Annotated in this window: 18 protein-coding genes; 7 read left to right on the forward strand and 11 right to left on the reverse strand. The window is 71.6% G+C overall.

Going from position 1 to position 20,831, the window contains the following annotated elements:
• Positions 1 to 77: 77 nt before the first annotated feature.
• Positions 78 to 1,784 (reverse strand): glycerol-3-phosphate dehydrogenase/oxidase, encoded by a 1,707-nt coding sequence (locus tag ACH47Z_RS16765; protein WP_399074126.1) that lies wholly within the window; start codon positions 1,782 to 1,784, stop codon positions 78 to 80.
• 280 nt (positions 1,785 to 2,064) lie between these two features.
• Between ACH47Z_RS16765 and ACH47Z_RS16770 the strand changes: the two genes are divergently transcribed.
• The gene (locus ACH47Z_RS16770; RefSeq protein ID WP_399074128.1) at positions 2,065 to 3,273 is read left to right on the forward strand and encodes a nucleotide sugar dehydrogenase; all 1,209 of its coding nucleotides are present in this window, start codon (positions 2,065 to 2,067) and stop codon (positions 3,271 to 3,273) included.
• 678 nt (positions 3,274 to 3,951) lie between these two features.
• Entirely contained in the window at positions 3,952 to 4,554 is a 603-nt protein-coding gene (locus tag ACH47Z_RS16775) for a hypothetical protein (RefSeq protein WP_399074130.1), read from the forward strand.
• Between the two features lie 65 nt (positions 4,555 to 4,619).
• Here ACH47Z_RS16775 and ACH47Z_RS16780 read toward each other — a convergent pair whose 3' ends face one another.
• From ACH47Z_RS16780 to ACH47Z_RS16795, 4 genes are all read right to left on the reverse strand, one after another.
• Complete coding sequence (locus ACH47Z_RS16780; RefSeq protein WP_225099736.1) at positions 4,620 to 5,744, reverse strand: GuaB3 family IMP dehydrogenase-related protein; 1,125 nt, start codon at positions 5,742 to 5,744, stop codon at positions 4,620 to 4,622.
• A 117-nt stretch (positions 5,745 to 5,861) separates the two neighbouring features.
• Entirely contained in the window at positions 5,862 to 7,367 is a 1,506-nt protein-coding gene (gene guaB, locus ACH47Z_RS16785) for an IMP dehydrogenase (protein WP_399074132.1), read from the reverse strand.
• Between the two features lie 163 nt (positions 7,368 to 7,530).
• Complete coding sequence (locus ACH47Z_RS16790; RefSeq protein WP_399074134.1) at positions 7,531 to 8,118, reverse strand: sigma-70 family RNA polymerase sigma factor; 588 nt, start codon at positions 8,116 to 8,118, stop codon at positions 7,531 to 7,533.
• An 866-nt stretch (positions 8,119 to 8,984) separates the two neighbouring features.
• Positions 8,985 to 9,596 (reverse strand): response regulator transcription factor, encoded by a 612-nt coding sequence (locus ACH47Z_RS16795; RefSeq protein ID WP_003948568.1) that lies wholly within the window; start codon positions 9,594 to 9,596, stop codon positions 8,985 to 8,987.
• A 381-nt stretch (positions 9,597 to 9,977) separates the two neighbouring features.
• Here ACH47Z_RS16795 and ACH47Z_RS16800 point away from each other — a divergent pair, with 381 nt between their 5' ends.
• On the forward strand, positions 9,978 to 10,307 hold the full coding sequence (locus tag ACH47Z_RS16800) for a WhiB family transcriptional regulator (protein ID WP_270082097.1): 330 nt from the start codon (positions 9,978 to 9,980) through the stop codon (positions 10,305 to 10,307).
• Between the two features lie 120 nt (positions 10,308 to 10,427).
• Here ACH47Z_RS16800 and ACH47Z_RS16805 read toward each other — a convergent pair whose 3' ends face one another.
• Positions 10,428 to 11,327: a LysR family transcriptional regulator gene (locus ACH47Z_RS16805; RefSeq protein ID WP_399074137.1), complete on the reverse strand. Its 900-nt coding sequence runs from the start codon at positions 11,325 to 11,327 to the stop codon at positions 10,428 to 10,430.
• 80 nt (positions 11,328 to 11,407) lie between these two features.
• Here ACH47Z_RS16805 and ACH47Z_RS16810 point away from each other — a divergent pair, with 80 nt between their 5' ends.
• The 3 genes from ACH47Z_RS16810 (at position 11,408) to ACH47Z_RS16820 (ending at position 13,820) form a co-directional block, all read left to right on the forward strand.
• Positions 11,408 to 12,076, forward strand: a complete 669-nt coding sequence (locus ACH47Z_RS16810) for an MOSC domain-containing protein (protein ID WP_399074139.1) — start codon at positions 11,408 to 11,410, stop codon at positions 12,074 to 12,076.
• A gap of 164 nt (positions 12,077 to 12,240) precedes the next feature.
• Entirely contained in the window at positions 12,241 to 13,014 is a 774-nt protein-coding gene (locus tag ACH47Z_RS16815) for an SDR family NAD(P)-dependent oxidoreductase (protein ID WP_399074141.1), read from the forward strand.
• Between the two features lie 98 nt (positions 13,015 to 13,112).
• Positions 13,113 to 13,820 carry an ester cyclase gene (locus tag ACH47Z_RS16820; protein ID WP_399074143.1) on the forward strand — a complete coding sequence of 236 codons (708 nt, stop codon included), beginning with the start codon at positions 13,113 to 13,115 and terminating at the stop codon, positions 13,818 to 13,820.
• A 60-nt stretch (positions 13,821 to 13,880) separates the two neighbouring features.
• Here the strand turns inward: ACH47Z_RS16820 and groL are convergent, their stop codons facing one another.
• The 4 genes from groL to ACH47Z_RS16840 all read right to left on the reverse strand — a co-directional run bounded on the left by groL (position 13,881) and on the right by ACH47Z_RS16840 (position 18,274).
• Positions 13,881 to 15,509: a chaperonin GroEL gene (gene groL / locus ACH47Z_RS16825; RefSeq protein WP_399074145.1), complete on the reverse strand. Its 1,629-nt coding sequence runs from the start codon at positions 15,507 to 15,509 to the stop codon at positions 13,881 to 13,883.
• Positions 15,510 to 15,624: 115 nt separating this feature from the next.
• Complete coding sequence (gene groES / locus ACH47Z_RS16830; protein WP_135783711.1) at positions 15,625 to 15,933, reverse strand: co-chaperone GroES; 309 nt, start codon at positions 15,931 to 15,933, stop codon at positions 15,625 to 15,627.
• A 251-nt stretch (positions 15,934 to 16,184) separates the two neighbouring features.
• Entirely contained in the window at positions 16,185 to 16,970 is a 786-nt protein-coding gene (locus tag ACH47Z_RS16835) for a polysaccharide deacetylase family protein (protein ID WP_399074147.1), read from the reverse strand.
• Between the two features lie 392 nt (positions 16,971 to 17,362).
• On the reverse strand, positions 17,363 to 18,274 hold the full coding sequence (locus tag ACH47Z_RS16840; RefSeq protein WP_399074149.1) for a polysaccharide deacetylase family protein: 912 nt from the start codon (positions 18,272 to 18,274) through the stop codon (positions 17,363 to 17,365).
• A gap of 90 nt (positions 18,275 to 18,364) precedes the next feature.
• Between ACH47Z_RS16840 and ACH47Z_RS16845 the strand changes: the two genes are divergently transcribed.
• Complete coding sequence (locus tag ACH47Z_RS16845; RefSeq protein ID WP_399074151.1) at positions 18,365 to 19,528, forward strand: methyltransferase domain-containing protein; 1,164 nt, start codon at positions 18,365 to 18,367, stop codon at positions 19,526 to 19,528.
• 9 nt (positions 19,529 to 19,537) lie between these two features.
• Here the strand turns inward: ACH47Z_RS16845 and ACH47Z_RS16850 are convergent, their stop codons facing one another.
• Complete coding sequence (locus ACH47Z_RS16850; RefSeq protein ID WP_399074153.1) at positions 19,538 to 20,791, reverse strand: RNA polymerase sigma factor; 1,254 nt, start codon at positions 20,789 to 20,791, stop codon at positions 19,538 to 19,540.
• Between the last annotated feature and the right edge of the window lie 40 nt (positions 20,792 to 20,831).

A 20,831-nucleotide genomic window follows, 5' to 3' on the forward strand; every position in this document is an offset into this window, starting at 1 on the left:
GCCTGCAAAAGGACCGAAGCCACGGCCGCAGCCGCCCCCTTGACTCCGCTTCAGGCCGTTTTCCGGCCCTGGCGGCGTTACAGCGGCACGATGTCCGGCGCCCCCAGCCGGGCCGCGTCCGCCGTCAGGTCGTCGGGCTGGAGCTGGGACTCGCGCTCGGCCTCCACCCGCTTCTCGTAGTGCTGGACCTCGCGCTCGACATGGTCCTTGTCCCAGCCGAGGACCGGCGCCATCAGCTCGGCGGCCTCGCGGGCGCTGCGGGTGCCCCGGTCGAACGTCTCGATGGATATACGGGTACGGCGGGTGAGCACGTCGTCCAGGTGACGGGCGCCCTCGTGCGAGGCTGCGTAGACCACCTCGGCGCGCAGGTAGTCGTCGGCGGCCTGCAGCGGCTCGCCCAGGGCGGGGTCGGCGGCGACGAGGTCCAGGACCTCCTCGGCCAGGGAGCCGTACCGGTTCAGCAGATGCTCGACGCGGGCCACGTGCAGCCCGGTGCGGGCGGCGACGCGCGCTCGCGCGTTCCACAGCGCCCGGTACCCCTCCGCGCCCAGCAGCGGGGTCTCCTCGGTCACGCACTCGGCGACGCGCGTGTCCAGGCCGTGCACCGCCTCGTCGACGGCGTCCTTCGCCATCACCCGGTACGTGGTGTACTTGCCGCCCGCGACGACCACGAGCCCCGGCGCCGGGTGGGCGACCGTGTGCTCGCGGGACAGCTTGCTGGTGGCGTCGGACTCCCCGGCGAGCAGCGGGCGCAGACCGGCGTAGACGCCCTGGACGTCGTCGCGGCCGAGCGGCACCGCGAGCACCGAGTTGACGTGATCCAGCAGGTAGTCGATGTCGGCGCTGGACGCGGCCGGGTGGGCCTTGTCGAGGTCCCAGTCGGTGTCGGTGGTGCCGATGATCCAGTGCCGGCCCCAGGGGATGACGAACAGGACGGACTTCTCGGTGCGCAGGATCAGGCCGGTGGTGGAGTGGACGCGGTCCTTGGGCACGACGAGGTGGATGCCCTTGGAGGCGCGGACGTGGAACCGGCCGCGCTCGCCCACCATGGCCTGGGTGTCGTCGGTCCACACACCGGTCGCGTTGACGATCTGCTTGGCGCGGATCTCGTACTCCCCGCCGCCCTCGACGTCCTGCACGCGCGCGCCGACGACCCGGTCGCCCTCGCGCAGGAACCCGGTCACGCGCGCACGGTTGGCGGCTTTCGCGCCGTACGACGCCGCCGTGCGCACCAGGGTGGCCACGAAACGGGCGTCGTCCATCTGGGCGTCGTAGTACTGCAGGGCGCCGACCAGGGCGTCCTTCTTCAGACAGGGGGCGACACGCAGGGCGTGACGGCGGGTCAGGTGCCGGTGCAGGGGCAGCCCCCGGCCGTGCCCGCGCGCCATGGACATCGCGTCGTAGAGCGCGACCCCCGAACCGGCGTACAGCCGCTCCCACCCCTTGTGCTGCAGCGGATAGAGGAACGGCACGGGCTTGACCAGATGCGGGGCGAGCCGCTCGAGCAGCAGCCCGCGCTCCTTCAGCGCCTCCCGTACGAGGGCGAAGTCGAGCATCTCCAGATAGCGCAGCCCGCCGTGGATGAGCTTGCTGGACCGGCTGGAGGTGCCGGAAGCCCAGTCACGGGCCTCGACCAGCCCGGTGGACAGCCCGCGCGTGACGGCATCCAGCGCGGTCCCGGCCCCGACCACTCCGCCCCCGACCACCAGGACGTCCAGCTCCCGCTCCGCCATCGCCGCCAGTGCCTCGGCGCGCTGCTCCGGCCCCAGAGTCGCTGTCCTCACCGCTGCCTCCCGCTGTCGCACACTCGCTCGCGTCGGCCGCACCCGGCGGGCGAAGCCCGGTTCATCCCCTCCTCATGCCCAAATTCTGACCGGCTTGCCCGGGTTCAGCCACCACGGGCTTCCCACCTGTGGACAACTCGCGCACATCCCCGGAAGACACACGAACACAATCACACATAACACTCATATATGTACCTAGTCTGACAGAGCGCTCGCTCATCCTGTCCACAGCGGTTGCGCAACTGTCCCGCTTCGGCTACTGGGAAGGACGGCCTACGCCATGCCCGCAGACCTCGCCGTCATCGGACTCGGTCCCTACGGCTTGCCGCTCGCCCAGGCCGCCGTCGCCGCAGGCATCCCCACCATCGGCTATGCCACCGGTCCCGAGGCGGGCTCGCTCAGCCCCGCCGAGCTGCGCCGGATGCATGCGGCGGGGTTCCGGCCCGGCACCGACCCGGCGCAGCTCGGCCGGGTGCGCACCGCCGTGATCTGCGCGCCGACCCCGCGCGACGCCGACGGCGGGCTCGACCTCGGCCAGGTGGAGGCGGCCGCCCGCACGCTGGCCGAGCGGCTGCGTCCGCACACCACGGTCATCCTGGAGTCCCCCGTGCTGCCCGGGACCACCGAGGAGTTCCTGCGGCCGCTGCTGGAGAAGGGCTCGGGGCTGCGCGCCGGGCGCGACTTCCAGCTCGCCTACTCTCCCAGCCGGGTCGACCCCGGCAACCGCGACCACACCCCCGCCGGCACCCCCAGGGTCATCGGCGGCCTCACCCCCGCCTGCACCGAGTCGGCCGCCGCCTTCTACGGCCGGCTCACCGACAAGGTGGTCCGCGCTCGCGGGCTGCGCGAGGCGGAGACCGTCCAGCTGCTGGAGACCAACTTCCGGCACGTCAACATCGCGCTCGTCAACGAGATGGCCGTCCTCTGCCATGAGCTGGGCGTCGATCTGTGGGACGTGATCCGCTGCGCCGAGACCAAGCCCTTCGGCTTCCAGGCGTTCCGCCCCGGACCCGGCGTCGGCGGGCACGGCGTCCCGCAGGATCTGAGCGGGCGGGCCAGCCGTGGACTGCGCATGGTGGAGCTGGCCCAGCAGGTCAACCACCGCATGCCCCGCTACGTCGTCCAGCGCGCCGCCACCCTCCTCAACGAGCACGGCAAGTCCGCCCGGGGCGCGCGCGTGCTGCTGCTCGGCGTCACCTACAAGGCCGACCTCGCCGATCTGCAGGGCACTCCGGCCCAGGAGATCGCGATCCGGCTGATGGAGCTGGGCGCCTCGGTGAGCTACCACGACCCGTACGTGCCCGCGTGGAGCGTCCTGGACCGCCCGGTCCCGCGCGCGGACTCGCTCTACGAGGCGGCCGCCGACGCCGACCTGACGATCCTGCTCCAGCAGCACCGCACGTACGACCTGCAGGGGCTGTCGGTGAAGGCCCAACTGCTGCTGGACACCCGCGGCGCGACCCCGACGGGAGCGGCCCAGCGGCTCTGATCTCGGCGCAATAACCACGCCGCCCGGGCCACCGGCAATGAGCCCGGTCTGTTTACGCCGACCGCGCACACCGTTGTCAACCGGCACTATCAGGGCGAGCAGTGCGGAACAACCGTCATCCAGAAGACCTCTGACCAAGGGAAGACCACCCTGACCATGTCTGTTCAGAAGTCCGTGACCACGAAGTGGAGCGCCACCGCGACGATCACAAATCGAGGCGTATCCGCTGTACGACGTTTATGGCTTCAACGAAACCAGCGCCGTCGACGGAAAGAAGATTGGCAACGGGCGGGTTCTGAAGCCGGTCGGCGTCTGCTTCAACCAGTGGAACAGCTGACCATGGTGGGATCCACGCAACTCAATTCACCCTCATAGGGATTGCGTTTTCCTCACCAGTTCACACATTCGAAGTGCCTCGGGTGCGGCGCCGGCCCCCACCCGAGGCACTTCGGCGTCAGTGGCCAGAAGCGCGAGGTTCACGCCGCCCCTGGGCGAGTACCACTGCTGCTGGGCACCTGGAGTACCGAGCACGGACTCCGAGCCCCGGTCACGAAAGGGAAACAGCCGCGGCGTTGTCGTCCCCGGCTGTTAATCTCCCCCGGACTCGCCACACACGCGTGTGCCGGGTGCCTTCCGTTTCCGTTCTTCACCTGTGTTCCATATCGGGGGATTTCTGTCATGAGCCAGTCAGTGCCGCCACCGCAGCAGCCGCAGCCCGGCCCGGCCGGCCCCAACCCGTACGCTCAGCAGCCCGGGCCGGCCGGGGCGAACCCGTACGCCCAGCAGCCACCCGCCGGTGCGCCGTACCCGCCGCAGCAGGGCGCGTACCCCCAACAGCCGGGCGCCTTCGCGGCACCGCCCGCCCCGCCCGTGCCGGGCAAGAACAACCTCGCCCTCGGCCTGGTCGCCGCGGTCGTCGCCGCCGTGGCGGTCGCCGCGCTCTACGGCGTCGTCATCGGAGCCACCAAGCACGAGATCGGTTATGCCGCGGTGGGCGTCGGCTTCGTCATCGGACTCGCGGCGGGCAAGGCCGGTGGCCGCAACCCCGCCCTTCCGGTGGTCGGCGCCATCCTCGCGCTCGGCTCGGTCTACGTCGGCCAGCTGATCGGCGAGGCCATGATCATTGCGGACTACGTGCACGCGGGCTTCTCCGAGGTCTTCTTCGATCACCTCAGCGTGGTCCAGGAAGCCTGGAAGAAGGACGCCGACCCGCTCACCTTCCTCTTCTTCGCCATCGCCGCGTTCGCCGCGTTCTCCGGCGCCAAGAAGGCCGCCGCGTAACGCCTACGACAACCCGAAGGGCCCGCCCACCGTGCCGGTGGACGGGCCCTTCGTACGTCGGTACGTCAGCGGCGGTGCTGGCTGTCCGCGACCGTCACCTCGACCCGCTGGAACTCCTTCAGCTCGCTGTAGCCGGTCGTGGCCATCGCGCGGCGCAGGGCGCCGAAGAAGTTCATCGAGCCGTCGGGGGTGTGGGACGGGCCGGTGAGGACCTCCTCGATCGTGCCGACCGTGCCCAGGTCGACCTTCTGGCCGCGGGGCAGCTCCTCGTTGACCGCCTCCATGCCCCAGTGGTGGCCCTTGCCGGGCGCGTCCGTCGCGCGCGCGAGCGGGGAGCCCATCATCACGGCGTCGGCGCCGCAGGCGATCGCCTTGGGCAGGTCGCCGGACCAGCCGACGCCGCCGTCCGCGATCACGTGCACGTACCGGCCGCCGGACTCGTCCATGTAGTCCCGGCGGGCCGCGGCCACGTCGGCCACCGCCGTGGCCATCGGGACCTGGATGCCGAGGACGTTGCGCGTGGTGTGCGCGGCGCCGCCGCCGAAGCCGACCAGGACACCGGCCGCGCCGGTGCGCATCAGGTGCAGGGCGGCGGTGTACGTGGCGCAGCCGCCGACGATCACCGGGACGTCCAGCTCGTAGATGAACTGCTTCAGGTTCAGCGGCTCGCTCGAGTGGGAGACGTGCTCCGCCGAGACCGTCGTACCGCGGATGACGAAGATGTCCACGCCCGCGTCCACGACCGCCTTGGAGAACTGGGCGGTGCGCTGCGGGGAGAGCGCGGCCGCCGTGACCACGCCGGAGTCGCGCACCTCCTTGATGCGCGCGCCGATCAGCTCCTCCTTGATGGGCGCCGCGTAGATCTCCTGGAGGCGACGGGTGGCCGCCTCCGCGTCCAGCTCGGCGATCTCGTCCAGCAGCGGCTGCGGGTCCTCGTACCGCGTCCACAGGCCCTCGAGGTTGAGCACGCCGAGGCCGCCCAGCTCGCCGATGCGGATCGCGGTGGCCGGGGAGACGACCGAGTCCATGGGGGCGGCCAGGAAGGGCAGCTCGAAGCGGTAGGCGTCGATCTGCCAGGCGATCGAGACCTCCTTCGGGTCCCGCGTACGGCGGCTGGGGACGACGGCGATGTCGTCGAAGGCGTACGCCCGGCGGCCGCGCTTGCCGCGCCCGATCTCGATCTCAGTCACGTCTCTAGGCCTTTCCCTATGCGTTGCAGCGCTTTCCAGTATCGCCGACAGGTACGACAACGGCGGCCCCGGATGCTCCGGGACCGCCGCCGTACGGGGTTCACGCGCGCGTGGGCGTCACTTCCTGCTGTAGTTCGGCGCCTCGACCGTCATCTGGATGTCGTGCGGGTGGCTCTCCTTCAGACCCGCCGAGGTGATCCGCACGAACCGGCCGTTGGCCTGCAGCTCGGGCACGGTCCTGCCGCCGACGTAGAACATCGACTGGCGCAGACCGCCGACCAGCTGGTGCACGACGGAGGCCAGCGGGCCGCGGTAGGGCACCTGGCCCTCGATGCCCTCGGGGATCAGCTGCTCGTCGGAGGCGATGCCCTCCTGGAAGTAGCGGTCCTTGGAGAACGACTTACGGTCGCCACGGGTCTGCATCGCGCCGAGCGAGCCCATGCCTCGGTACGACTTGAACTGCTTGCCGTTGATGAACAGCAGCTCGCCCGGGGACTCCTCGCAGCCCGCGAGCAGCGAGCCGAGCATCACCGTGTCGGCGCCCGCGACCAGGGCCTTGGCGATGTCGCCGGAGTACTGCAGACCGCCGTCGCCGATGACCGGGACACCGGCCTCCTTGGCGGCGAGCGCGGCCTCGTAGATCGCCGTGACCTGCGGGACGCCGACACCGGCGACCACACGGGTCGTACAGATGGAGCCGGGGCCCACGCCGACCTTGATGCCGTCCGCGCCCGCGTCGACCAGGGCCTGGGCGCCGTCGCGCGTGGCGACGTTGCCGCCGATGACGTCGACGCCGGAGGAGTTCGACTTGATCTTGGCGATCATGTCGCCGACCAGGCGGGAGTGGCCGTGCGCGGTGTCCACGACGATGAAGTCGACGCCGGCCTCGATCAGGGCCTGGGCGCGCTCGAAGGAGTCACCGGCGACGCCGACCGCGGCGCCGACCAGCAGCCGGCCCTCGGAGTCCTTCGCGGCGTTCGGGTACTGCTCGGCCTTGACGAAGTCCTTGACGGTGATCAGGCCCTTGAGGATGCCCTCACCGTCGACCAGCGGCAGCTTCTCGATCTTGTGCTTGCGCAGCAACTCCATGGCCTCGGCGCCGGAGGTGCCGACCTTGGCGGTGACCAGCGGCATCGGGGTCATGACCTCGTGCACGCGGCGGCTGCGGTCGCTCTCGAAGGCCATGTCGCGGTTGGTGACGATGCCGAGGAGCTTCTTGTCGCCGTCGGTCACCGGGACGCCGCTGATGCGGAACCGGGCGCACAGCGCGTCGGCCTCGGCGAGCGTGGCCTCCGGGTGGATGGTGATCGGGTCGGTGACCATGCCGGACTCGGAGCGCTTCACCAGGTCGACCTGGTTGGCCTGGTCCTCGATGGAGAGGTTGCGGTGCAGCACGCCGACGCCGCCCTGGCGGGCCATCGCGATCGCCATGCGGGACTCGGTCACCTTGTCCATGGCGGCGGACAGCAGCGGGATGTTGACCCGCACGTTCTTGGAGACGTACGAGGCGGTGTCGATCTCGTCGGGCGCCATGTCCGACGCGCCCGGCAGCAGCAGCACGTCGTCGTAGGTCAGCCCGAGTGTCGCGAATTTACCGGGCACTCCGTCGACGTTGGCAGTCATGACACCTTCCCCAAATGGCCTTGATCGGTGCGGATGTCCATGCTAACGGGAAGCACCGCTAGCAAATTCCACGGTACGGGGTCGCTTCAGGCTTCGTATGTTCGTACGGAAGCGGGAGCGCGCCTGTTCACGACAGGACGACAGGGGCTACGGCCCAGGGGTGTTACTGCTCGGCGAGCGCGCGCAGACGGCTCAGCGCACGGTGCTGGGCGACCCGGACCGCGCCTGGTGACATTCCCAACATCTGTCCGGTCTCCTCCGCGGTCAAGCCCACGGCGATGCGCAGCAGGAGCAGTTCGCGCTGGTTCTCGGGGAGGTTGGCCAGGAGCTTCTTGGCCCAGGCGGCGTCGCTGCTGAGCAGGGCGCGTTCCTCGGGGCCGAGGGAGTCGTCGGGGCGCTCCGGCATCTCGTCCGAGGGGACGGCCGTGGAGCCCGGGTGGCGCATGGCCGCGCGCTGGAGGTCGGCCACCTTGTGCGAGGCGATGGCGAACACGAACGCCTCGAAGGGGCGGCCGGTGTCGCGGTAGCGCGGCAGGGCGAGCAGGACCGCGACGCAGACCTCCTGGGCGAGGTCCTCGACGAAGTGGCGCGCGTCGCCCGGGAGCCGGGACAGCCGGGTGCGGCAGTAGCGCAGCGCGAGGGGGTGGACGTGGGCGAGCAGATCGTGCGTGGCCTGCTCGTCGCCGTCGACCGCACGATGCACGAGCGCACCGATCGGCCCCTGGGCCGTGCCCGCATCGTCGTCGCGCATCGGTCCATGGTGCCTTGCGGCCGTCCGGTCCGTCGCATCGTGTTCGTGGTTGTGCACCGAAGCGTTATGAGCAGGTGCGCCGGCACTCATCTCCTGCGCCCTCCCCTTCCGCTCGACCGACTCGTCCCCGAGAGACTCCACACCTCAAGGATGCGGCATCCGCGCCGAAACGAGCAGCGCGCGTCCGGCGGGCCGTCCTGCGCACCACCCGCCGACGTGTCCGGCGAGGTCGTACGCCCGGGCCGTACGCGACCCGGCCGCACGTGCCCCGCACCGCGCCGCACGACACCGGCCGCGAGTACTGCGTCCGGGACCGGCGGGACCCCGCCGACCTGGGCCTTGGCGGGCGGCGGTAACGGCCCGGCCGGGCGGGCGACGGCGCCCCGCGCGCGGTGCGCGATGCGGTACGCGATCCCGTTCCCGCGCGCGGCCGGGCAGCCCGCCGACGATCCGGCGCAAACGCCCTCAAGTGTGACCGGGTCCACCCCGCGAAGACGCCTCACCGTGGCTTCCCGGGGCGATCGGGAGGCCCGGCCGGGGATTTCACCGGGGCCCCGAGCACACCGGTACGCCCTCGGCGCCGACGGCAGCACCGAAGGACGTGCGCCCCCAGTCGGCGAACCAGGGCCGATGCACCCCGGGACCGAGCGCGGCGTCGAGGGGTCGTCGCGTTCGTGTCCACGGGCGCACCGGTCCGCGAACGGTTCAGGCGCCGCCGAGGCCGACGGCTGCCGCCGGGGCGGCGGATCCGTCACCGGAGCCGTTCGGCCCGGGGTGTGATGCCCGGGGCGGCGGATCCGTCGTCGGCCCCGGACATGCCGCCCGGCGCCGGCTGGTCCCGCCCGCCCCGCAGGGCCGGGCACCGGCTACCGGACCAGTCCCCAGCGGAAGCCGAGCGCGACCGCGTGGGCCCGGTCCGAGGCGCCGAGCTTCTTGAACAGGCGGCGTGCGTGCGTCTTGACGGTGTCCTCGGAGAGGAACAGCTCGCGGCCGATCTCCGCGTTGGAGCGGCCGTGGCTCATGCCCTCCAGGACCTGGATCTCGCGCGCGGTGAGCGTGGGCGCGGCGCCCATCTCGGCCGAGCGGAGCCGGCGCGGGGCCAGCCGCCAGGTCGGGTCGGCGAGCGCCTGCGTCACCGTGGCGCGCAACTCCGCGCGCGAGGCGTCCTTGTGCAGGTAACCGCGGGCACCGGCGGCGACCGCGAGGGCGACGCCGTCGAGGTCCTCGGCGACGGTGAGCATGATGATGCGCGCGCCCGGGTCGGCGGACAGCAGCCGGCGCACGGTCTCCACGCCGCCCAGACCGGGCATGCGCACGTCCATCAGGATGAGATCGGAGCGGTCGGCGCCCCAGCGGCGGAGGACTTCCTCGCCGTTGGCCGCCGTCGTCACACGCTCGACACCGGGCACGGTCGCCACCGCGCGGCGCAGCGCCTCTCGGGCAAGCGGGGAGTCGTCGCAGACGAGGACGGATGTCATGACCGCCCTCCCCAGCTGATGCGCGTCACCTTGAGCCTCCAGGCTGGTACGGAATCGTCACCTGTGCGGTCGACCGCCTCGGACGCCTGCCCGAGCGCCGGTGTTCTCAACCGCCTCCGCACTCTCAACGACGGTCACTCGAAAGAGTTACGGGGCTGCATGTCGTCATCGGCACTCTACGTGAGGGCCTCGACACGGTGCAGACACGACCAACAGACCCTCAACTTTTCATCACAACCTATGCCCCATTCGGCCGCTTTTCTTCCCGTTTCGGGATGTCCGAGGCTAGATTCGCAATGAGTCATATTTTCATCTCCTTAGACCGGAGATGTACGGTCGTTGGCACCGTATCCGCCCAGAACGGCTACAAGGGGTCACGTAATGGCAGATTTCTCCCGCCTTCCCGGACCGAACGCTGACCTGTGGGACTGGCAGCTGCTGGCTGCCTGCCGCGGGGTGGACAGCTCGCTCTTCTTCCACCCGGAGGGCGAGCGCGGGGCGGCTCGGAGCGCTCGTGAGAACTCGGCCAAAGAGGTCTGTATGAGGTGCCCCGTCCGTGCGGAGTGCGCGGCGCACGCGCTAGCGGTGCGCGAGCCGTACGGCGTATGGGGAGGCCTGACCGAGGACGAGCGCGAAGAGTTGATGGGGCGGGCTCGTAACCGCCTGGTGTCGGCGTCGACCACCAGCGGGGACACCGCCCCGAGTCATTGAAGGAACGTTTCTGCATTCACTCTGTCGGCGGACACGCGCACGCGTGCCCGTGACTCCCGCCGCGGCACCCTCACGCGCGCGTGGCCGCGTCGCCGTGTCCTGCGGCGGTGCCCTGCGGCCCTATCCGCGCCTGGCCGCCCGGGCCAGCTGTTCCAGCGTCGCCGCCACCGCCGGTACCTGAGCCAGGTCGGGCAGGGTGAGGGCGACGATCTCGCGCCGTACCGCCGGTTCCAGCCGTACCGTGCGCACACCCCTCGGCCGTACCGACTCCACCGCCAGCTGCGGCAGTACGGCCACCCCCAGGCCCGCGCCGACCAGGCCGACCACCGCCGGGTAGTCGTCCGTGGCGAAGTCGATGCGCGGGGTGAAGCCGGCCCCCTCGCACACCTCGACCAGCTGGCCCCGGCAGCGCGGGCAGCCCGCGATCCAGGGCTCGTGGGCCAGCTCGCCGATGGCGACGCTCTCCGCGCGCGCGAGGCGGTGCCGCTCGGGCACGAGGGCCACGAGACGGTCCGTCAGCAGGGGCCGTACGACCAGGTCGTCCCAGTCCTCGGCGGCCGCCGCCCCGGCGTAGCGGAAGGCCAGGGCCAGGTCGCAGTCACCCTCGCGGAGCAGCTCGACGGACTTCGGAGGCTCGGCCTCCTCCAGGGAGACGCGGGTGCCGGGGTGGGCGGCGCGCAGGGCGGCCAGGGCGGTGGGGACCAGGGTGGAGCTGCCGCTGGGGAAGGAGACCAGCCGGACCCGGCCGGCGCGCAGGCCGGCGATGGCGGCGACCTCCTCCTCGGCGGCGGTGAGCCCGGCGAGGATGCCGGAGGCGTGTCTGACCAGGGCTTCTCCGGCCTGGGTCAGGCGCATCTCGCGGCAGCTGCGGACCAGCAGCGGGGTGCCGACCGATGTCTCCAGGGCCTTCATCTGCTGGCTGACGGCGGGCTGGGTGCAACCCAGTTCGCGCCCCGCCGCCGAGAAGGAACCGGTGGCGGCGACGGCGCGCAGGACGCGGAGATGGCGGGCCTCGATCACCCTTCGAGCATAAGGCCTGCTTGGGGATGGCGCCGAATATTCGCTCGACGCTTTGAGGTGGGCTCCCGTACCGTGCGTACATGAAGGTTCTCTCGGTCAATCTGGGCCGCCCGCAGCCGGTGCCGTACACGGACCAGGCGGAAGGCGTGACGGGCATCGGCAAGAAGCCGGTCGACGGGCCGGTGCGGGTGACGGCACCGGGCCTGAAGGGGGTCGGCGCGAGCGGGCTCGCCGGGGACGCGGTGTGCGACCTGCGCCATCACGGCGGGGACGACCAGGCGGTGTACGCCTACGCGCGCGAGGATCTCGACGACTGGGAGCGCGAACTCGGCAGATCGTTGGCCAACGGTTGCTTCGGGGAGAACCTGACGACGGAGGGCCTGGACCTCTCCGGAGCGCTGATCGGCGAGCGCTGGCGGGTGGGTGCCGAGCTGGTTCTGGAAGTCACCTCGGGCCGGATCCCGTGCCGTACGTTCCAGGGCCATCTGGGCGAGCGCGGCTGGGTCAAGAGGTTCACCCGGAAGGCGGCCACGGGTGCCTACCTCCGGGTGATCGAACCGGGCGAGATCCGCTCCGGCGATCCGGTCGAGATCGTGCACCGGCCGGAGCACGGGGTGACGGTGGCGATGGAGTTCCGCGCGGTGACCACCGAGCGCGAGCTGCTGCCGCGGCTGCTCGTGGCGGGCGAGGCGCTGCACCCGGAGACCCTGGCGAAGGCGCGCTCGTACGTGGCGGCACCGGGGGCCTGAGGCGCAGGTGCGCGGCGGAGCCCCAGGGCTGAGGCGCGGGGTCGAGGCGCGCAAGTGCGCGGCTGCGCCGCGGGGCTGAACGGCCGTCAGCCGGGCCTTCGCGCGGAGGCCGAAGGTGGCGGCTGACAGGCGGCGCTGTCGGTCCGGGTCACTACCCTTGGGTCATGACAACGGCTCTGATTACGGGATCGACCGCGGGGATCGGCGCCGCGTTCGCGCGGCGGCTGGCGGCGGACGGGCATGACCTCGTCCTGGTGGCGCGGGACACGGGACGGCTGCGCGAGCAGGCGACGGAACTGCACGACCGGCACGGCATCGAGGTGGAGGTGCTGACCGCCGACCTGTCCGAGGACAAGGGCATCGAGTCGGTGGCCGACCGGCTCGGCGACCGGAAGAACCCGGTCGACCTGCTGGTCAACAACGCCGGTTTCGGCAACAAGGGCCGCTATCTGGACGTGTCCATGGCCGACGAGCTGAGGATGCTCAAGGTGCACTGCGAGGCGGTGCTCCGGCTGACGTCGGCGGCGGCCGAGGCGATGCGCGAGCGGCGCCGGGGCGGGATCGTCAACGTCGCCTCCGTGGCCGCCTTCGTGCCGCGCGGCACCTACGGCGCCTCCAAGGCGTGGGTCGTGCAGTTCACCCAGGGCGCGGCCAAGGACCTGGCCGGCAGCGGGGTGCGGCTGATGGCGCTGTGCCCCGGCTTCGTGCGCACCGAGTTCCACCAGCGGGCCGGGATGGGCACGGACAACATCCCGGGCTGGATGTGGCTGGACGCCGACAAGCTGGTCGCGGCGGCCCTGGCCGATCTGGCCCGCGGGAAATCGTTGTCGATCCCCGACCCGCGCTACAAGGCGCTGATGGGTCTGGTGAAGGTCGCGCCCCGGGGGCTGCTGGGCGGGATCAGCTCGAAGACGGGGCGCAGGTACGGGCCGCAGTAGCCCCGCCCGGGAAGCGGTGACGCCGTCGCTCCGGTGTGGAAACGGGGCGAAAATGGGCGTGACGGAAGACCGGGCCAGGGGGGCCGGGAGGCGGCGTCATGACCTTCGTACAACTCATCGACTGCAGGACGAGCCGGCTGGACGAGATGAACCGGCTCCTGGACGACTGGGTCGCCGAGACCAAGGGGAAGCGGACGGCGACGCACGCGCTGGTCGGCAAGGACCGCTCGGACGCGGCGCACATCGTGGAAGTCGTGGAGTTCCCGTCGTACGAGGAGGCGATGCGGAACTCGCATCTCCCGGAGACCGGCAGGATCTTCCAGGGGATGGTCGCCCTGTGCGACGAGACGCCGACGTTCATCGATCTGGACGTCGTGCGGGACGAGCGGCTGGCCGAGGACACCGTACGGCGGTTCCTGGAGGCGCTGCGGGCTCCGGGCGAACTGTCGCCGCTCAACGACCTGCTGGACGAGGACATCCACAGCCATGACCCGATGAACCCGCAGGACACCCTCGGGCTGGACAACGTCCGCGCCGAGGTCCGCATGTGGCGCGACGCCTTCGACTTCGCCTTCACCGTCGAGGACCTGCTCACCCAGGGTGACAAGGCCTGCGCGCGGTGGACGTGGAACGCCACGCACAAGGGTGACTTCCTCGGCATCGCGCCCACCGGCAGGCAGGTCACCATGACCGGGACGACGATGTTCCGGTTCACGGAACACGGGAAGATCGCCGAGACCTGGTGGCAGCACGACACCCTGGAGCTGATGCGGCAGCTGGGCGCGCTGGACGAGCTGGAGCACTAGAACGGGCGAAGGCCCGGCTCCCCTTCCGGGGAACCGGGCCTTCGTTCAAGGGCGCTCGGCTCAGTGGGCGTGGCCGTGGCTGTGGCCGTGGCCCGCTGCCTCCGGCTCCTCTTCCTTCTTCTCGACGACCAGGGTCTCGGTCGTGAGCAGGAGGGAGGCGATGGAGGCGGCGTTCTCCAGGGCGGAGCGGGTGACCTTGACCGGGTCGATGACGCCGGCCTTGACCAGGTCGCCGTACTCGCCGGTGGCGGCGTTGTAGCCGTTGCCCTTCTCGAGCTCCGCCACCTTGGAGACGATGACGTAGCCCTCGAGGCCGGCGTTCTCGGCGATCCAGCGCAGCGGCTCGACGGCGGCGCGGCGGACGACCGCGACACCGGTGGCCTCGTCGCCGGTCTTGCCGAGGTTGCCCTCCAGGACCTTCACGGCGTGGACGAGCGCGGAGCCACCACCGGAGACGATGCCCTCCTCGACCGCGGCGCGGGTCGCGGAGATGGCGTCCTCCAGACGGTGCTTCTTCTCCTTCAGCTCCACCTCGGTGGCGGCGCCGACCTTGATCACGCACACGCCGCCGGCCAGCTTCGCGAGGCGCTCCTGGAGCTTCTCACGGTCCCAGTCGGAGTCGGTGTTCTCGATCTCGGCCTTGATCTGGGCGACGCGGCCGTGGACGTCCTCGGACTTGCCGGCGCCGTCGACGATCGTGGTGTCGTCCTTGGTGACCGTCACGCGGCGGGCGGAGCCCAGCACGTCCAGGCCGACCTGGTCGAGCTTGAGGCCGACCTCCTCGGAGATGACCGTGGCGCCGGTGAGGATCGCCATGTCCTGCAGCATCGCCTTGCGGCGGTCGCCGAAGCCGGGGGCCTTGACCGCGACCGCGTTGAAGGTGCCGCGGATCTTGTTGACGACCAGGGTCGACAGGGCCTCGCCCTCGAGGTCCTCGGCGATGATCAGCAGCGGCTTGGAGGCACCGGCCTGGATGACCTTCTCCAGCAGCGGCAGCATGTCCTGGATGGAGGAGATCTTGCCCTGGTTGATGAGGATGTACGGGTCCTCGAGGACGGCCTCCATGCGCTCCTGGTCCGTCACGAAGTACGGCGACAGGTAGCCCTTGTCGAAGGCCATGCCCTCGGTGAAGTCCAGCTCCAGACCGAAGGTGTTGGACTCCTCGACGGTGATGACACCGTCCTTGCCGACCTTGTCCATCGCCTCGGCGATCAGCTCGCCGACCTGCTGGTCCTGGGCGGACAGCGCGGCCACGGCGGCGATGTCGGACTTCTCGTCGATCGGGCGGGCCGTGGCGAGCAGCTCGTCGGAGACGGCCTTGACCGCGGCGTCGATGCCCTTCTTCAGGGCGGCCGGGGAGGCACCGGCGGCGACGTTCTTCAGGCCCTCGCGCACCAGCGCCTGGGCGAGCACGGTGGCGGTGGTGGTGCCGTCACCCGCGATGTCGTTGGTCTTGGTCGCCACCTCCTTCACCAGCTGCGCGCCTAGGTTCTCGTACGGGTCCTCGATCTCGACCTCGCGGGCGATCGTGACACCGTCGTTGGTGATGGTGGGGGCGCCGAACTTCTTGTCGATGACGACGTTGCGGCCCTTGGGGCCGATCGTCACCTTCACCGTGTCGGCCAGCTTGTTGACGCCGCGCTCGAGGGCGCGACGGGCGTCCTCGTCGAACTTCAGGATCTTCGCCATGACAGCGGGAGCCCTCTCGGGAATCTGTGGGTGAAAAGACAACTGCGCCCCGGGCGCCCGGCTTCGTTATCGGTCGCGGGGGCCAGGGGCGCAGCTCAAAAACTCTGAGGTGGTCTTACTTCTCGATGACCGCGAGGACGTCGCGGGCCGAGAGGACGAGGTACTCGTCGCCGTTGTACTTCACCTCGGTGCCGCCGTACTTGCTGTACAGGACGATGTCACCGACCTTGACGTCGAGCGGCAGACGCTCGCCGTTCTCGAACCGGCCCGGGCCCACGGCGAGGACGGCGCCCTCCTGGGGCTTCTCCTTCGCGGTGTCCGGGATGACCAGGCCAGAGGCCGTGGTCTGCTCGGCGTCCAGCGGCTGGACCACGATGCGGTCCTCGAGCGGCTTGATGGCAACCTTGGAGCTGGCGGTCGTCACGATCCGACCTCCCCCTTCGGAGATCTCACGGGGTTAACTGTCTGAGGTGGCGACCAGGTCGATCCGTCGTCGCGGGTGCCGGACCTGCCCGTCGCGTTTGTCTGGCACTCTCCAGGGGGGAGTGCCAGGCCTGAGACTATGACCGCGATTAGCACTCGGTCAAGCGGAGTGCCAATGCCCGCGGCGCGTCGGCCGCGTTCGGGCGCGTTCGGGCGCGCGGCCCCGCCGTCCCGGGGGCCGACCGGAGCCGGTCAGTTCAGGTAGTCCTCCAGTCGCCCCGCCGTCAGTCCGCGCTGCTGTGCCCTCCGCAGGACCTGGACCGTCCGGGCCCGCAGGCTCGCCCCCGTCGTCTCGTCCGGGCCCACCAGGACGATGTCGCCGGGGCGCAGGTGGTGGTCGCCGCGGGTGTAGGCCAGGTCGGTCGGGGTCATCGCGGCGCGCCACAGGACGAGCGTGGAGATGCCGCAGTCGGCGGCCGCGCGCAGGGTGGTCGTGTCGTACGTGCCGTAGGGCGGGCGGAAGAGGCGGGGGCGCAGGCCCAGGCGGGACCTCAGACGGTCCTGCTGGCCGCAGATCTCGGCGCGCTGCCCGGCGTACGGCAGTCCGGCGAGCGCGCGATGGTCGAGGGTGTGGTTCTGGATGCCGGCGCCCAGCTCGTGCAGGCGGGCGAAGTGGTCGTAGCGGGGGCCGGCCACGCTGTCGGTGAGGAACATGCTGACCGGCAGCCGCAGTTCGCGGACCATGTCGACGAAGCGGGGGTCCTGGTCGGCGCCGTCGTCGTAGGTGAGGAAGACGACCGGGTCGCGGGTGGGGACGTGGTCCATGACGCGGGGCAGGGAGCGGCCCGCGCTGTGCGGGGTGAGGGCGAGGGTGCGGGCGTCCGGCCGGGGCGGGCGGGCGAGGGGCTCGGTCAGGCCCCAGTGGCGGTAGCTCTGGTCGGGTGCGGCGCCGTGCGGGGCGTGCGGGCGCACCCCTTCGGCGGCCTTACGGCCAAGGCGCTCGATGGGATCGACGGACTGGGCACAACCCGAGCCCACGAGGAGAAGGGCCGCGACGAGAAGTGCGGCCAGAGGGCGGTGCGAGCGCCACCCGGCACGGAACCGACGGAACCGCCCGGCGGCCTTACGGCCGAGGCGCTCGACGGGATCGACGGACCGGGCACAACCCGAGCCCGCGAGGAGGCGGTGCGGGCGCGGTCCGGAACCGGCCGGCCGGCCGGGCCCCGGACCTGGCGTCACCGTCCCGTCGTCCGTCCGGAGGGCGGGCCTCGCGCCCGCCGTGGAGGGTCCGGTGTCCGCCGCGGGCGCGGGCTCTCGGCGCGCCGGGCCCGGACCCCCGTACGGAATGTGCGTGGGTCCGGGCCCGGTGCGGCGGGGGCTGGGGACGGGAGTTCGCCGGCGGGGCCTGGCCCACGGGCTCCTCCCGCGCGTCACAGGTAGTCCTCCAGGCGGGCCACGGCGTAGCCCTCGCGCGTGATGCGGTTCAGGAAGCGGCGCATGTCGTCGACCATCGTGCCGTCCCAGTCGGAGCGGCCGCGGAAGTGGGTCAGGACGATGTCGCCCCGGCGGAACTTCTGGTCGTCCTCGCGGAACTCCCAGTGGTCGACGTAGACCTCCTCGTTCCAGATCGGCGCGTATCTGATGCCGCAGGCCTTGGCGGCGCGCAGGGTGTCCTGGTTGTAGTTGCCGTAGGGCGGGCGGAAGACGGTCGGGCGCTTGCCGAACTGCTTCCGCATGATGTCCTGCATGCCGCAGATCTCGTCCTTCTGCTGCTCGTAGGACAGGCCCGGCAGGTAGGGGTGGTGCAGGGTGTGGTTGTTGAGGGTGTGGCCGTACGACTGCATGGTGCGGAAGTAGCCGTAGTCGTCCTTCACCAGGTAGTTGCTGAGGAAGGCGGTGTACGGGATCTTCAGGTCCCGCATCATCCGCAGGAAGTCCCGGTCCTTCTCCGAGCCGTCGTCGATCGTGAGGAAGACGACCTTCTGCCGGGTGGGGATGGTGGTGAAGACCGGGGGCAGGTCCCAGTCCTCCTGGTGGGCCACCTCGAAGCCGGCCCGGGCGGTGATCTCCGGCTTCTTCTTCGGCGGCGGCGGGGGCGTCAGCGGGACCTGGTCCAGTCCCCAGTGCTTGGCGGCGGCGGCCAGGCGGGTGTGTTCGGTGGCCTGCCGGTCCTGGGGTCTCAGTACCTGTACGGGGCCGCCCTGGCCGGATGCGGGGCGGGTCTCGGCGGGGCCGGCGCAGCCGGAGAGGAGGGCGGCGGAGGCGAAGGCGGCGGCTCCGCAGCCGAGGGCCAGACGACCCGAAAGAGGCCGGTTCTTATCTTTTTGTACGACGGCTCGCATGGTGCCGGATCCTCCCAGCCCGACGCCCGCAACCCCGGCCGACACCTCCACCGGAAGCACACCGTCCACCGACTGGCCCACAATGAGCCGGTGAACGACCTCGCTCTGCTGCTCACCCCCGAAGGCCGTGCCCTCCTCGACGAGGTCCGCGACACCGCCCCGGCGGACGAACTCGCCGTCGCCACCCGGCTGCGCCGCGACCACCCGGCCGAGCTGGTGTCGGCCGCGCTCGGCCAGGCCCGGCTGCGGCAGCGGGCGGTGACGAAGTTCGGGGCGGCGGACGCGGGACGGATGTTCTTCACGCCGAACGGGGTCGAGCAGTCGACGCGGAGCAGCGTGGCCGCCTACCGCGCCGAGCGCTTCAGGGCGCTGGGCGTGACCTCGGTCGCCGACCTGTGCTGCGGGATCGGCGGGGACGCCGTCGCGCTGGCCCGGGCCGGGATCCGGGTGCTCGCGGTGGACCGGGACCCGGTGACGGCGGCCGTGGCCCGGGCGAACGCCGACGCGCTGGGGCTCGGCGAGCTGATCGAGGTGCGCGAGGCCGATGTCACGGAGGTGGACACCGCCGGGTACGACGCCGTCTTCGTGGACCCGGCGCGGCGCGGCGGCCGAGGCCGGATCTTCGACCCCGAGGCCTACTCGCCGCCGCTGTCCTGGGCGATCGGGGCGGCCCGTACGGCACCCCGCGCGGCCCTGAAGATCGCCCCGGGCATCCCGCACGAGGCCATCCCCGCCGAGGCCGAGGCCGAGTGGATCTCCGACGGCGGCGATGTGAAGGAGGCGGTGCTGTGGTTCGGGACCGGCACGCCGGGCGCCGTACGCGCCACCCTGCTCCCCGGCCCGCGCACCCTGCTCGGCCGAGGCCTGCCGGACCCCGGGGTACGCCCGGTGGGCCGATACCTGTACGAGCCCGACGGCGCCGTGATCCGGGCGCACCTGGTCGCGGAGGTGGCGGCCGACCTGGACGGCGGGCTGATCGACCCGACCATCGCCTACGTCACCGCCGACGCACCACGCCCGACCGCGTACGCCTCCGCCTACGAGATCACCGACCAGCTCCCCTTCAACGTCAAGAAGTTGAAGGCCCTGCTGCGGGAGCGCGAGGTCGGCACACTGACCGTGAAGAAGCGCGGGTCGGCGGTCGAGCCGGAGGAACTGCGCAAGAAGGTGAAGCCGCAGGGGCCGAACGCGGCGACGGTGTTCCTCACCCGTGTCGCCGGGGCGCCCACGATGCTCGTGGGCCGGCCCGCCTAGGCATCTCGTCTACGGCATCTCGTCGGCCCGGCGCAGCAGCAGTTCCCGTTCCTTCTCGTTCCGGGCCAGGCCCGCCGCCCGTACGAACTCCTCGCGGGCCTGCGCCGTGCGCCCGAGGCGGGCGAGGAGGTCGGCGCGGACGCTGGGGAGCAGGTGGTAGTCGCGCAGGGACGGCTCCGTGGTCAGGGCGTCCACGAGTTCCAGGCCCTCGGCCGGGCCGTCGGCCATCGCCACGGCGACCGCGCGGTTCAGCTCGACCACCGGGGAGGGGGCCACGGCGGCCAGGAGGGCGTACAGGGTGGCGATGGCGCGCCAGTCGGTGTCCTCGTAGCGGTACGCGTGCGCGTGGCACGCGGCGATGGCGGCCTGGAGGGCGTACGGGCCCGGTGGGCCGGAGGCGGTGGCGCCGGCACGGTCGAGGGCGCGGATGCCGCGGGCGATGAGCAGCCGGTTCCAGCGGCGGCGGTTCTGGTGCTCCAGGAGGACGGGGGTGCCGTCCGGGGCCGTACGGGCGGCCGTGCGGGACGCCTGGAACTCCAGCAGCGCGGTCAGGCCCGCCACCTCCGGCTCCTTGGGCATCAGGGCGGAGAGGACGCGGGCCAGGCGGAGTGCGTCCTCGCACAGGCCGGGGCGGAGCAGGTCGTCGCCGGCGGTCGCCGCGTACCCCTCGTTGAAGATCAGGTAGATGACGTCCAGCACGGAACCGAGGCGGGCCTCACGGTCGGGGCCGTACGGCACCTCGAAGGCGACGTTCCTCGTGGCGAGGGTCCGCTTTGCGCGGACGATGCGCTGGGCGATCGTCGGCTCCGGGACCAGGTAGGCGCGGGCGATCTCGGCCGTGGTCAGGCCGCCGAGGAGGCGCAGGGTGAGCGCGGTGCGGGCCTGCGGGGACAGCACCGGATGGCAGGTGGTGAAGACGAGCCGGAGCAGGTCGTCGTCGATGTCCTCCGGGTCGGCCGGCTCCTCGGGCAGGGCCGTGGTCTCGAGGTCCCGGCCGATCTCGGCGAGCTTGCGGGCGTAGGTCTCGCGGCGCCGGACCAGGTCGACGGCGCGGTGCCGGGCGGTGGCCATGAGCCAGGCGCCCGGGTTGTCGGGCACGCCGTCGCGGGTCCACCGCTCCAGGGCGGCGACCAGCGCGTCCTGCGTCAGCTCCTCGGCGATGCCGACGTCCCGGACGATCCGGGCGACACCGGCGACGACGCGGGGCGACTCCAGGCGGAAGACGGTCTCGATGGCATGTGCCGCGGTGGGCTGTGGTTCCACAGCCCACCATGCAACACCCCTTCGTGCCAGGGGGCCAGCG

The sequence above is a fragment of the Streptomyces sp. NPDC020192 genome (genome assembly GCF_044388685.1).
Classification (GTDB): Bacteria; Actinomycetota; Actinomycetes; order Streptomycetales; family Streptomycetaceae; genus Streptomyces.

Excerpts from the sequence above, each read along its gene's own strand:
- ACH47Z_RS16770 (WP_399074128.1), top strand. The coding sequence starts at position 2,065 with ATGCCCGCAGACCTCGCCGTCATCGGACTCGGTCCCTACGGCTTGCCG.
- ACH47Z_RS16775 (WP_399074130.1), top strand. The coding sequence starts at position 3,952 with ATGAGCCAGTCAGTGCCGCCACCGCAGCAGCCGCAGCCCGGCCCGGCC.
- guaB (WP_399074132.1), bottom strand. The coding sequence starts at position 7,367 with ATGACTGCCAACGTCGACGGAGTGCCCGGTAAATTCGCGACACTCGGG.
- ACH47Z_RS16790 (WP_399074134.1), bottom strand. The coding sequence starts at position 8,118 with ATGCGCGACGACGATGCGGGCACGGCCCAGGGGCCGATCGGTGCGCTC.
- ACH47Z_RS16795 (WP_003948568.1), bottom strand. The coding sequence starts at position 9,596 with ATGACATCCGTCCTCGTCTGCGACGACTCCCCGCTTGCCCGAGAGGCG.
- ACH47Z_RS16800 (WP_270082097.1), top strand. The coding sequence starts at position 9,978 with ATGGCAGATTTCTCCCGCCTTCCCGGACCGAACGCTGACCTGTGGGAC.
- ACH47Z_RS16810 (WP_399074139.1), top strand. The coding sequence starts at position 11,408 with ATGAAGGTTCTCTCGGTCAATCTGGGCCGCCCGCAGCCGGTGCCGTAC.
- ACH47Z_RS16815 (WP_399074141.1), top strand. The coding sequence starts at position 12,241 with ATGACAACGGCTCTGATTACGGGATCGACCGCGGGGATCGGCGCCGCG.
- ACH47Z_RS16820 (WP_399074143.1), top strand. The coding sequence starts at position 13,113 with ATGACCTTCGTACAACTCATCGACTGCAGGACGAGCCGGCTGGACGAG.
- groL (WP_399074145.1), bottom strand. The coding sequence starts at position 15,509 with ATGGCGAAGATCCTGAAGTTCGACGAGGACGCCCGTCGCGCCCTCGAG.
- ACH47Z_RS16840 (WP_399074149.1), bottom strand. The coding sequence starts at position 18,274 with ATGCGAGCCGTCGTACAAAAAGATAAGAACCGGCCTCTTTCGGGTCGT.